Source organism: Ruegeria sp. N4 (assembly GCF_056531425.1).
Map to the genome: position 1 here is coordinate 56,676 of NZ_JBQFLT010000014.1, position 12,232 is coordinate 68,907.

The 12,232-nt window shown below is 61.8% G+C and carries 8 protein-coding genes; 7 read left to right on the forward strand and 1 reads right to left on the reverse strand.

Annotated elements, in window-relative coordinates; all coding sequences use genetic code 11:
* Nucleotides 1-35: 35 nt before the first annotated feature.
* Nucleotides 36-662, reverse strand: a complete 627-nt coding sequence (locus ACR0LW_RS18410) for an SCO family protein (protein ID WP_170453322.1) — start codon at nucleotides 660-662, stop codon at nucleotides 36-38.
* 90 nt (nucleotides 663-752) lie between these two features.
* Between ACR0LW_RS18410 and regB the strand changes: the two genes are divergently transcribed.
* From regB to addA, 7 genes are all read left to right on the forward strand, one after another.
* The gene (gene regB / locus ACR0LW_RS18415) at nucleotides 753-2,150 is read left to right on the forward strand and encodes a sensor histidine kinase RegB (RefSeq protein ID WP_170520841.1); all 1,398 of its coding nucleotides are present in this window, start codon (nucleotides 753-755) and stop codon (nucleotides 2,148-2,150) included.
* 68 nt (nucleotides 2,151-2,218) lie between these two features.
* Nucleotides 2,219-3,727, forward strand: coding sequence for a PAS-domain containing protein (locus ACR0LW_RS18420; RefSeq protein WP_480883819.1), 1,509 nt, complete (start codon nucleotides 2,219-2,221; stop codon nucleotides 3,725-3,727).
* Nucleotides 3,728-3,768: 41 nt separating this feature from the next.
* The gene (tsaE, locus tag ACR0LW_RS18425; protein ID WP_480583213.1) at nucleotides 3,769-4,242 is read left to right on the forward strand and encodes a tRNA (adenosine(37)-N6)-threonylcarbamoyltransferase complex ATPase subunit type 1 TsaE; all 474 of its coding nucleotides are present in this window, start codon (nucleotides 3,769-3,771) and stop codon (nucleotides 4,240-4,242) included.
* A complete protein-coding gene (locus tag ACR0LW_RS18430; protein ID WP_480883822.1) occupies nucleotides 4,239-5,243 on the forward strand; it encodes an aminoglycoside phosphotransferase family protein in 1,005 nt (334 codons plus the stop codon). The genes tsaE and ACR0LW_RS18430 overlap by 4 nt, the downstream gene beginning before the upstream one ends.
* Nucleotides 5,240-5,926 (forward strand): nucleotidyltransferase family protein, encoded by a 687-nt coding sequence (locus tag ACR0LW_RS18435; RefSeq protein ID WP_480883824.1) that lies wholly within the window; start codon nucleotides 5,240-5,242, stop codon nucleotides 5,924-5,926. The genes ACR0LW_RS18430 and ACR0LW_RS18435 overlap by 4 nt, the downstream gene beginning before the upstream one ends.
* The gene (addB, locus tag ACR0LW_RS18440; RefSeq protein ID WP_480883826.1) at nucleotides 5,919-8,843 is read left to right on the forward strand and encodes a double-strand break repair protein AddB; all 2,925 of its coding nucleotides are present in this window, start codon (nucleotides 5,919-5,921) and stop codon (nucleotides 8,841-8,843) included. The genes ACR0LW_RS18435 and addB overlap by 8 nt, the downstream gene beginning before the upstream one ends.
* Entirely contained in the window at nucleotides 8,840-12,199 is a 3,360-nt protein-coding gene (gene addA, locus ACR0LW_RS18445; protein ID WP_480883828.1) for a double-strand break repair helicase AddA, read from the forward strand. Before addB ends, addA begins: the two co-directional genes overlap by 4 nt.
* Nucleotides 12,200-12,232: the final 33 nt, after the last annotated feature.

Genomic DNA, 12,232 nt, shown 5'->3' on the forward strand with positions numbered 1-12,232 from the left:
AATAGCAGCGCGGGAACAAAGGTCAAACAACCTTGTCAGGACGCGCCTTGATCGAGGAAACAGCCAACCTTGTCGGCCATCTGCTGAGCGGTGTCGTCGCGCTTGAAGAACTCCAGAAACCCATCCTCGGGCGTCACCAGATAGGTGAATGTCGAATGATCGACCAGATAGTATTCATCGCTTTTGTCATGGGCCTTGTAATAGGTCTTGTAGGCCTGACTGGCGGCCTTGACCTGTTCGGGCGATCCCGTCAGCGCGATGGTTTTGCCACCCAGGTTGAAGGCATAGTCGCCGACCACTTCGGGCGTGTCCCGATCCGGATCGATCGAGATGAACAGAGGCGTCGTGGAATACCCGCGCCCGGCCAGAATATCGACCGCCTCGGCGTTGCGGGACATATCGAACGGGCAGACATCGGGGCAGAAGGTATAACCGAAGTAAACCAGCGTCGGTTCGGTGATCACATCTGCGTCAGTCACCGTCTCGCCCTTGCCGTTGATCAGCTCGAACGGCCCGCCAATGGCCGCTGTACCCCCGGCGATCTGACTCGACCGGCATTGCGCGAACTTGTCGTCCGAGCCCGACCCTTGCGTCAAAAGCCACATGGCCCCAAGGCCAATAGCCAGAACAACGGTTGCGAGAACAGCATACAGGCGGGTCATGGCGATTATCCGTGCGCAAGGGGTTGTTGAACGTTTTGGCCGGGACACCTATCAAGATGAACAGCCGATGCAACAGGACATAATCGACCGATGGCAGATTCCAACCAGACGTTTTGGCGCGGCCAGGAGCGCAGCAGCTGGATCCGGCTGCGCACGCTGATCCTGCTGCGTTGGGTGGCCATCGTGGGACAGATCACCGCGATCACCGTGGCCCAGCAAACCTATCATGTGCAGCTTGAGGTCGGGCTGTGCTATCTGGCCATCGGTGTTTCGGTCATGGGCAACCTGACCGCGATTTTCCTGTTCCCGCAGAACAAGCGCTTGACCGAGTTCGAAAACTTCCTGATGGTGCTGTTCGACCTGATGCAACTGGCGTTTCTGCTGTACCTGACCGGCGGTCTGAACAATCCGTTTGCCCTTCTGTTGCTGGGGCCCGTCACGATCTCGGCCAATGTCATGAGCACGCGGTCCACTTTGATCGTTGGTGGCGTTGCCATCATACTCGCCACCTTGCTGGCCGAATTTCACCTGCCCCTGCGCACCGATATCGGGCTGATTCTGCGCATTCCGGATATTCTTCTGTTCGGCAACTGGGCCGCGATCCTGATCGCCATCGTGTTCATCGGCGCTTATTCGCACCGCGTCAGTTCCGAGGTGCAATCCATGTCCGAGGCGCTGTCGGCCACCCATATGGCGCTGGCGCGTGAGCAGAAACTGACCGATCTGGGCGGTGTGGTTGCCGCTGCCGCACACGAATTGGGCACGCCACTGGCCACGATCAAACTGACCAGTTCCGAGTTGATCGAAGAGCTGGATGACCGACCCGATCTGAAAGAAGACGCCGCGTTGATCCGCGAACAGGCCGACCGCTGCCGCGATATCCTGCGCGATATGGGCCGGGCCGGGAAGGATGACCTGCATCTGCGGCAGGCCCCGATCTCGACCGTGGTGCATGAGGCCGCGGAACCGCATATCGAGCGCGGCAAGATGGTTCACTTCACCGAAGGCCCGGCACAGGATGGGGACGTGCAACAGCCCTCGATCCTGCGCAAACCCGAGATCATTCATGGCCTGCGCAACCTGATCCAGAACGCGGTGGATTTCTCGCGCGCCAATGTCTGGGTCGAGGCGCATTGGACCACGGATCAGATCACTGTCAGCATCATGGATGACGGTCGCGGCTACCCCTCACACTTGATTGGGCGGATCGGGGATCCGTTCATGCGCCGTCGCCGGGCCGAGACCGATCAGCGCGCCCGCCCGGAATACGAAGGGATGGGGCTGGGCCTGTTCATCGCCAAGACCCTGCTGGAACGCAGCGGGGCCGAACTGGAATTTGCCAACGGATCGGACCCCTATCAGCACCTGTCCGACAATCCCGCCCACAAGGGCGCGATTGTGCGGGTGTCCTGGCCGCGCAAGCTGATTGACGCGCAAAAGGGCGACACGCCGGTGCCTTCGGGCAGCAACCAGCACATCCAGGTCTGAATTAACAGACCGTTAACCAATCAGAGCCATAGTCTGATCCCAGCATTTGTTCTGGCATGGGGTTTTCTATGGCTGACTGGATCATCCTGGCCACAATCAGCCTTGTATCGTGCTGTCTGGCCATTCAATGGCTGCTTCCGCGCCGCGCGCGCCGGGATGACAGCTATGGGATGTTTTCGAACGCCTCGCTGTTTGACGCGGTGTTTCTGTTCGACGGGGACCGGCTGATCAGCCATTCCGATATCGCGCTGGCAGGGTTCGAGCAGGTGGGGGATTGGGACGGGCTGCGCCGCTTGTTGCAGCGGGACTTCCCCAACTTTCCGGAAACGCCGGATATCGTGCGCGATCAGGGCAATCTGGTGGTCTCTGCCATCGATTGCACGGTTGAGCGAGAGGTTCTGTGCGAATGGATCGACGGAATCGTACGGGTGCAGTTGCACGAACCTGCGAAATCATCCGAAAGCCAACTGCGCGATCCGAACGATCCGATCCGTCTGGCGATGGATCAGGCCCCCTATCCGGTCTGGCTTTGGGGCCACAAAAACCGGGTTACGTGGTGCAACGCCGCTTATATCGCGCTGGCCCGCAAGGCGCGCGGTCAGGATGTAGATCTGACTGCGCCGCTGTTTCCGACCCAAAAGGGTGACCCAAGACCCGCCGGGAAAACCCGCATCCCGATTGATGTTGTCGGCAGCGACAGTCAGTTATGGTTCGACCTGACCCAGATCGAACATGACGAGGGCTGCCTGTGCTATGCCATGGACGTCAACGCGATTGTCGAGGCGGAAACCGCCCAGCGCAAATTCGTGCAGACGATGACCAAGACCTTTGCTCAGCTGTCCATCGGTCTGGCCATCTTTGACCGCAACCGTCAGCTGGCCCTGTTCAACCCGGCCCTGATCGACCTGACCACCCTGCCCCCGGATTTCCTAAGCTGCCGTCCCAGCCTGTCCAGTTTCTTTGACCGGCTGCGGGATCAGCATATGATGCCGGAACCCAAAAATTACCGGTCTTGGCGCAAGCAGATGAACGATCTGCTCGAGGCGGCAGAGGATGGGAATTATCAGGAAACCTGGTCGCTGCCGTCCGGCTCGGTCTATTCCGTCAGCGGCCGTCCACACCCCGATGGGGCCGTCGCCTTTCTGTTCGAAGATATTACAGCCGAAATCACCCTGACCCGCCGGTTCCGTGCGGAAATGGACCTGATGCAATCGATTCTGGACAAGCTGGCAGATGCCATTGCCGTCTTTGCGGATGATGGCACGCTGGCGCTGACCAACTACGCCTATCAAAAGCTTTGGGGCGATGCCGAGGATGCAGGATTCCACAGCGACTCGGTCATGGATGTGACCCGCAAATGGCAGGAGCGTTGTGTTGCCACGCCCATTCTGGGCGAGATCCGGGATTTCGTTGAAATGCGCGACAACCGGGCCGAATGGTCGGCTGAGATTGGGATGCGCGACGGCACCAAGCTGGATTGCACGGTAACCCCAATGCAGAACGGCGCGACCATTGTGCGCTTTGCCTGTGACGCCGCCGTGCTGGACCGAACTCCAATCCAGCAAATCAGCGCCTGAACCGGGTTGCAGCCGCGCGGGCGCGAGGCCATTGTGGCGCCATGACGACGCCGCCTGTTTCCCTTACCCTGACATCCCCGGACGACACCGCCGATTTTGCCACCCGATTGGGCAACACCCTCGGCCCCGGGGATATTGTGCTGCTTGAAGGACCCATTGGCAGCGGCAAGACGCATTTCGCCCGCAGCCTGATCCAGTCGCTGATGCAGGTGCCCGAGGATGTGCCCTCACCCACATTCACTCTGGTTCAGGCCTATGACACGCAGGCCGGTGAGGTCTGGCATTGCGATCTTTACCGGCTGAGCATGGTCGAAGAGGTCGAAGAACTGGGTCTGATCGACGCGTTTGAAACCGCGATCTGCTTGGTTGAATGGCCCGATAAACTGGGCCCTCTGACGCCGCAATCCGCGTTAAGTCTTGTGTTCGAAACAGACCCTAACGCGGAAGAAACCCGCCACCTGACGCTTAAATGGTCCGACCCGAAATGGTCGCAAAAACTGGAGACGACCACATGACCAACCGGGCCATACTGACCGAGGCGCTGATCGCGCAGACCCCATGGGCCGGGGCCCGCCGCGCGCCTTTGGCCGGGGATGCCTCGAACCGCAGCTATGAGCGTCTGACCGATCCCGCGACCGGTCGCACCGCCGTTCTGATGGATGCGCCGCCCGAAAAAGGCGAAGACGTCAATGCGTTTGTGCGGGTGGCAGAATACCTGCGCTCGGTCGGGCTGAACGCCCCCGAGATCTACGCCGAAGACGCCGAGTTTGGCATTCTGCTGCTGGAGGATCTGGGCGATGACCTGTTCGCCCGCGTTCTGGACAAAGACCCCGGCAAGGAACGCAAATTGTATGAGGCCGCGACCGATGTGCTGCTTCACCTGCACAATGCGCCCTCGCTGTCTTTACCGTCCTACGACCCGGCGCTGATGACCGAGCTGTCATCGCTGTCTTTCACCAAATATGCCCAAGGTATTCAGGGACACCACGACACCGATGCGCTGGCTCGGTTCGAAAGCCGGTTTTCCGATATTCTGCACCGCGAAACGTCCGGAACAAAAGTGGTGGTTCTGCGCGACTACCACGCCGAGAACCTGATCTGGATGCCGGATCGTGACGGGGTGCAGCGGGTCGGGTTGCTGGACTTCCAGCTCGCGATGCTGGGGCACCCCGCCTATGATCTGGTGTCCTTGCTGCAGGATGTCCGCCGGTCGGTTTCGGTGGGGACCGAGATGCAGATGATCAACCGCTATGTTGCGGCCTCGGGCATGAATGATCACGATTTCCGCACCGCTTACAGCGTTCTGGGCGCGCAACGAAACCTGCGTATTCTAGGCGGGTTTGCACGGCTGGCCACGGATTATGGAAAACCGCATTATGTCGACCTGATCCCGGCCACCTGGTCGCACCTAATGCGCGATCTGGAACATCCCGCCCTGCTTTCAGTTGCGGATGTGGTGCGGGAGGCACTGCCCGATCCGACTGCAGAAAATCTGGCGAGGCTGAGGGCGGTATGACCAATGCTCCGACAGCGGTCATGATGTTTGCCGCCGGGTTTGGAACCCGCATGGGCGCGTTGACCAAAGACCGGCCCAAACCCTTGATCGAAGTGGCAGGGAAACCTCTGATCGATCACGCTTTGGACCATGTGGAAGGTTTAAATCCCGAACGCGTGGTCGTAAACCTGCACTACCATGCCGATCAGCTTGCGGCGCATCTGACGCCCAAGGGGGTGCTGCTATCGCGGGAAGAGCCCGAGATTCTGGAAACCGGTGGCGGGTTGCGTGCCGCCCTGCCCCTGCTGGCGTCAAACCCGGTCTTCACCCTGAACACCGACGCCATCTGGGCCGGGCCGAACCCATTGACCTTGCTGCAAAACGCGTGGGATCCGCAAAGGATGGATGCCCTGCTGATGTGCATCCCCATTGCCCGCACGGTGGGTCACAACGGCACCGGCGATTTCACCGCGGATGCCGAAGGCCGGATCACACGCGGGCCGGGCCTGGTTTATGGCGGCGCGCAGATCATCAAAACGGATCGCTTGGCTGAGTTTTCGGAACAGGCGTTCTCTCTCAACCTGCTTTGGAACCGGATGCAGGACCAAAATCGGCTATTTGCAACCGAATACCCCGGTCGATGGTGCGATGTCGGACGACCCGAGGGGATTGCGCTGGCCGAAGGGTTGCTAGCCGATGTTTGAACCCAGCGCCCTGCCCCGCGTATTCGCCGTTCCGCCCGGCACCGACTTTCCCAAGGCGCTGTTCGACGGGCTGCACCAACGCTGCGATGGCCCGCCCGAGGCGCTGGCGCGGGTGCAACTGGTGGTCAATACCCGCCGCATGGCGCGCCGCGTGCGGGACCTGTTCGATCAGGGCCCGCCCTGCCTGCTGCCCCGCCTGTCTCTGGTGACCGATCTGGGGGAAAGCGTCGATCTGGCGCAGATCCCGCCCGCCATTCCGCCCCTGCGGCGGCGGTTGGAACTGACGCAGCTGATCTCGAAACTGTTAGAACAACAGCCCGATCTGGCTGCGCGCGCCTCGCTGTTTGATCTGTCTGACAGTCTGGCGGCGCTGATTGATGAGATGCAGGGCGAAGGTGTCTCACCCGACGCAATCCGGCAATTGGATGTCAGCGACATATCTGGCCATTGGGCGCGGGCACAGGCGTTTATCGGCATCGCAGATCATTTTGTCGACGCAGGCGATCAGGCGATGGATGCGCAGGCCCGCCAACGTCGGGTGGTCGAGAACCTGATTGCCCGCTGGCAGGACGCGCCGCCTGAGCATCCCGTAGTCCTAGCCGGATCGACCGGATCGCGCGGTACGACGCTGATGCTGATGCAGGCCGTTGCGCGCTTGCCGCAGGGCGCGTTGATCCTGCCGGGTTATGATTTTGACCAGCCGGATGCCGTTTGGGATCGTCTGGATGAGGCGCTGACCTCAGAGGATCATCCGCAATACCGCTTCCGCAAGCTGATGCACGCGCTGGAACTGACCCCCGATCAGATTCAGCCCTGGACGGACAAGCAACCACCGTCACCCGCGCGTAACCGGTTGGTTTCGCTCGCTTTGCGCCCTGCCCCGATCACCGACGCCTGGATGTCCGAAGGCCCGCAACTGGCGGATCTGGACCGTGCGACCAAGGACCTGACACTGATCGAGGCGGACTCGCCCCGGTCCGAGGCGTTGGCCATCGCCCTGCGCCTGCGACAAGCGGCGGAAACCGGCCAGACCGCCGCCCTGATCACGCCGGATCGGATGCTGACCCGTCAGGTCAGCGCGGCGCTGGACCGTTGGAACATCCTGCCCGATGACAGCGCAGGCCTACCCTTGCAACTGTCGCCTCCGGGCCGGTTCCTGCGCCATGTCGCGGGGTTGTTTGCCCGTCGGCTGGATGGTGAGGCTTTGCTGACCCTGCTGAAACACCCGCTTTGTCATGATGGAGCCGAGCGTGGCGCGCATCTGCTGCACACCCGCGATCTGGAACTGGATCTGCGCCGCAATGGCCCCCCGTTTCCCGATCATGCCAGCCTGACAACCTCGGCCATTCGCACCGACGCACCTGCGGATTGGCTGAATTGGGTCGGAACGCATTTCTGCGATCAGCAAATCACCGGTGAACGCCCGCTGACCGACTGGGTTGATCGCTTGCGGAAGTTGGCTGAGGCCATTTCAGCCGGCAGCGCAGGCGAACAAGGCACGCTCTGGGACAAGAACGCGGGACAAAAGGCGCTGGCCGTTCTGACCGCCCTGCAGGATGAGGCGCACCATGGCGGGCCCATGACCGCCCATGATTTCGCCGACTTGCTTGGTGCGCTTTTAGCCGGGGAAGAGGTCCGCGACCGCGATGCCCCGCATCCCAAAATCATGATCTGGGGAACGCTTGAGGCCCGCGTGCAGGGGGCCGATCTGCTGATACTGGGCGGTCTGAACGAGGGCAGCTGGCCCGAGGCCCCTGCGCCCGACCCCTGGCTGAACCGTCAGATGCGCGACAAGGCGGGGCTGTTGCTGCCCGAGCGCCGGATCGGCCTTTCGGCGCATGATTTCCAGCAGGCCATCGGCGCGCCCGAGGTCTGCCTGACCCGCGCCACCCGCTCGGACGATGCGGAAACCGTGCCGTCGCGGTGGCTGAACCGCCTGACCAACCTGCTGCAGGGTTTGCCCGATCAGGGAGGCCGAGAGGCTCTGAAAGACATGCGCGCGCGGGGTCAAACATACCTAAGCTGGGCGAAAACGCTGGAACAGGCCCCCCGGATCGATGCGGCGCAACGCCCGTCCCCGCGCCCTCCGGTCGCGGCGCGGCCTCGGCGTCTGTCGGTGACCGAGATCAAGCGACTGATCCGCGATCCCTATGCGATCTACGCCAAGCATGTGCTGCGGCTGAAACCGCTGGACCCGCTGGTGCAGGCCCCCGATGCCGTGCTGCGCGGGATCGTGATCCACGAAATCCTCGAACATTTCGTCAAGGACAGCGTGTTGGACACCGCCTTGCTGACCCGCGAGAATTTCCTGAAACGCGCGCAGGATTTGCTGGAAACCCATGTTGCCTGGCCGACCGCGCGCAAATTGTGGCTGGCACGGCTGGAACGGATTGCCGACGCTTTCCTGTCCGCCGAAACCACACGCCGGGGCGATGGTGGGCCGGTGGCCTTTGAGGCCGCGATGAAGCTGGTGCTTGCGCCGTTGGATTTCACCATTGTCGGGCGCGCTGATCGGATCGACCGCAACAGCCGGGGCGCGTTGCGGATCATCGATTACAAAACCGGCGCGCCGCCGACCGAAAGCCAGCAGGCCAAGTTCGACAAACAACTGCTGATCGAGGCCGCCATGGCCGAGCAGGGCGCTATCGAAGGGATCGACCCCGTCAGCGTGGCCGAGGCGATCTTTATCGGCATGGGCGGCACCTACAAAGAGGTCGCCGCACCGCTGAACAAGGAACCCGCCGACAAGGTTCTGGCCGAGCTGAAAGAGCTGATTTCGGCCTATTTAGAGCCTTATCAGGGCTTTTCATCTCGCCGGATGCTGCACAAGGACACCGACATTGGCGACTATGACCATCTGGCCCGGTTCGGCGAATGGGATCGCACCGCCGAAACCCGCCCTGAGGACCTGACATGACCCCCCGCAACGACGCGACCGAGCGGCAGGTGCAGGCCGCGCGCCCCGATGCTTCGACCTGGCTGGCGGCCAATGCGGGGTCGGGCAAAACGCGGGTGTTGACCGACCGCGTGGCGCGGCTGTTGCTGGACGGGGTGCAGCCGCAGCATATCCTATGCCTGACCTACACGAAGGCCGCCGCCAGCGAGATGCAGAACCGACTGTTCAAGCGGTTGGGAGAATGGGCGATGCTGGGCGACGCATCGCTGTTGCAACAACTGACCGATCTGGGTGTCGAGGGCGTAATTGATCCCAACCGGCTGGCGCAGGCACGCACCCTGTTTGCCCGCGCGATTGAAACGCCGGGCGGGCTGAAGATCCAGACCATCCACTCGTTTTGCGCCTCGCTGCTGCGTCGATTTCCTTTGGAGGCCGGTGTCAGCCCGCAATTCACCGAGATGGAAGACCGCGCCGCCGCCTTGTTGCGCGAAGAAATCATTGAGGATTTCGCCGAAGGCCCCCAAGCCGGGTTTATCGAGGATGTTGCACGCTTCGTCACCGATACAGATTTTGACAAGGTGACAGCAGCGGTTGCGCAACGGCGCAACCTGTTCGCACAGCCGTTACAACACACCGACCTGTTGCAGCGTTTTGGGCTGTCCGAAGGGTTCGACGAAGACCAGTTGCTGGCCCAGGTGTTTCTGGGTGGCGAGGTCGAGCTGATTCAATCCATGTTGCCCGCGCTGATCGAAAGCGGCGGCAACAACGCCAAGGCGGCGGCGAAACTCTCTGGCTTCACCGAGGCGCGGTTGACACATCTGCCCATGCTTGAGGCTGTGTTTCTGACCGGCAAAGGCGCAAAAGAACCCTTTACCGCCAAGATCAACGGCTTCCCGACCAAGGCCCTGCGCGAAGGCGCGTTGGCTGACCGGATGCCGCAACTCGAAGCGTTGATGTTGCGGGTCGAGGCCGCGCGCGAACAGCGCCTCGCACTGGTGGCCTCGCAGAAAACGGCCGTTCTGCATCGCTTTGCCGCCGCTTTCCTGCCGGAATACGAGCGGCGCAAGCAGCTGCGCGGTTGGCTGGATTTCGACGACCTGATCCTGCGCGCACGACAGGTTTTGAACGACCCGGCGGTGGCCGAATGGGTGCTGTACCGACTCGATGGTGGCATCGACCATATTCTGGTGGATGAGGCGCAGGATACCAGCCCGGATCAATGGGATGTGGTCGAAAAGCTGGCTCAGGAATTCACCAGCGGGGAGGGGGCCCGATCCGGAGTCGAACGCACGATTTTCGTGGTCGGGGACAAGAAACAGTCGATCTACTCGTTTCAGGGCGCGGACCCGCAAGCCTTTGATCGGATGCAGGCTGAGTTTGGGCGAAAGCTGACAGAATCAGGCTCTAAACTTTGGGATTCTACGCTGGAATACTCGTTCCGATCCTCCAGCGCGATCCTGTCGCTGGTCGATATTCTGTTCGAAAACCGCACCGATGCGGGGTTTCACAAGGACAGCCAACACCGCGCGTTCAAGGCGGATCTGCCGGGGCGCGTCGATCTGTGGCCGGTGGTCGAAAAGGTCGAAGATGACGAGGATGGCGACTGGACCGACCCCGTTGACCGGCCCGGTTCGCGCCACCACACCGTCATTCTGGCCGAGCAGGTGGCAGGGTCGATCAAGCGCATGATCGAGCAGGGTGAGACGGTCCCCGAAGATGGCGAAACGCCCGGTACGTTTGTCCGCCGCAAAGTACGGCCGGGTGATTTCCTGATCCTGGTCCAGCGCCGCTCAGACCTGTTTGCCGAGATCATTCGCGCCTGCAAGGCCCAGGGCCTGCCCATTGCCGGGGCTGATCGCCTGAAAGTCGGCGCTGAGCTGGCGGTCAAGGACCTGGCCGCGCTGCTGAGTTTCCTTGCCACACCCGAGGACAGCTTGTCGCTGGCCACCGTCCTGAAATCACCGATGTTCGGATGGAGCGAACAGGCGTTGTTCGATCTGGCCCATCGGCGGAAAGAGAAATTCCTGTGGGCCGCGCTGCGCAACCGGGCCGAGGAATTTCCTGAAACGCTGGCCATGCTCAACGACCTGCGCGGGCAGATCGATTTCCTGCGCCCTTATGACCTGATCGAACGCATTCTGACCCGCCATGACGGGCGGCGAAAGCTGTTGGGGCGGTTGGGGGCCGAGGCCGAGGATGGGATCAACGCGCTGCTATCGCAGGCTTTGGCTTATGAGCGCACGGATATTCCCAGCCTGACCGGGTTTCTGGTCTGGATGCAGACCGACGATCTGGAAATCAAACGGCAGATGAGCGGTGTGGGCGACATGATCCGGGTGATGACGGTGCATGGCTCAAAAGGGTTGGAAGCGCCCATCGTGATCCTGCCAGATACCGGAAAACGGCAGGCCCCGCGCGATGCCGAGATCATGGTCGCGGATGGAACGCCGTTGTGGAAGGTGCCTGCGGATGTGTCGCCCAAGCTGATCTCTCAGGCACGGGATGAGGCCCGAAGCCGCGAGGAAAACGAACGGCTACGCCTGCTCTATGTGGCTCTAACACGGGCTGAAAAGTGGTTGATCGTGGCGGCCGCGGGGGATGTCGGCAAGGATGGGACCAGTTGGTACCAGATGGTCGAGACCGCGATGGAACGGGCAGGGGCGACCCAGCTTGAAGGTTCGGGCAAGCGGCGATTGGCGCATGGGGATTGGGATGCCCTGCCATGCGTTGAACACCACGCCGCGCCGGAAACGGCGTATGATCTGCCCGCGTTCTGCGCGCAAGCCGCCCCAGATGCACCGCAGATCGAGGAAGCCATCAGCCCGTCGGAACTGGGCGGGGCAAAGGCGCTACCCGGTGATGCCGGTCAGGATGAAGAGGCCGCAAAGCTGCGCGGCACTCGGCTGCATCTGTTGCTGGAGCACCTGCCCGGTACCGCACAGGACACATGGGCACAGCTTTGCGCCCGGCTTCTGCCCGGTATGCACGACGCGGATCGAACCGAGTTGCTGAACGAAGCCGTGGCCGTTCTGACGGCGGCCCCCCTCAGCCCAGTGTTCGCCCCGGATATTTTGGCCGAGGTGCCCGTGTCCGCCGACCTGAACGGGCAGCGGATGCACGGTGTTATTGACCGGCTGATCGTGACGGAAACAGAGGTGCATGTGATTGATTTCAAATCAAATGCCACCGTTCCGGATAGTGCCGAGTCCTGCCCCGAGGGCCTGCTGCGCCAGATGGGGGCCTATGCGCAGGCGCTGGCGCAGATCTATCCTCACAAGACCGTCCGCACGGCGATCCTTTGGACCCGAACGGCGGACCTGATGTGGCTGCCACACGATCTTGTGACGGATGCACTGGCCCGCACCCAGATATCTTGACCTTACCCGAACCGGCACCTACGTTCTGTTCCC

Bases quoted from the DNA above. Each gene is read 5' to 3' on its own strand.
- ACR0LW_RS18410 (WP_170453322.1), bottom strand. From the start codon at position 662: ATGACCCGCCTGTATGCTGTTCTCGCAACCGTTGTTCTGGCTATTGGC.
- addA (WP_480883828.1), top strand. From the start codon at position 8,840: ATGACCCCCCGCAACGACGCGACCGAGCGGCAGGTGCAGGCCGCGCGC.
- ACR0LW_RS18435 (WP_480883824.1), top strand. From the start codon at position 5,240: ATGACCAATGCTCCGACAGCGGTCATGATGTTTGCCGCCGGGTTTGGA.
- ACR0LW_RS18430 (WP_480883822.1), top strand. From the start codon at position 4,239: ATGACCAACCGGGCCATACTGACCGAGGCGCTGATCGCGCAGACCCCA.
- addB (WP_480883826.1), top strand. From the start codon at position 5,919: ATGTTTGAACCCAGCGCCCTGCCCCGCGTATTCGCCGTTCCGCCCGGC.
- ACR0LW_RS18420 (WP_480883819.1), top strand. From the start codon at position 2,219: ATGGCTGACTGGATCATCCTGGCCACAATCAGCCTTGTATCGTGCTGT.
- regB (WP_170520841.1), top strand. From the start codon at position 753: ATGGCAGATTCCAACCAGACGTTTTGGCGCGGCCAGGAGCGCAGCAGC.
- tsaE (WP_480583213.1), top strand. From the start codon at position 3,769: ATGACGACGCCGCCTGTTTCCCTTACCCTGACATCCCCGGACGACACC.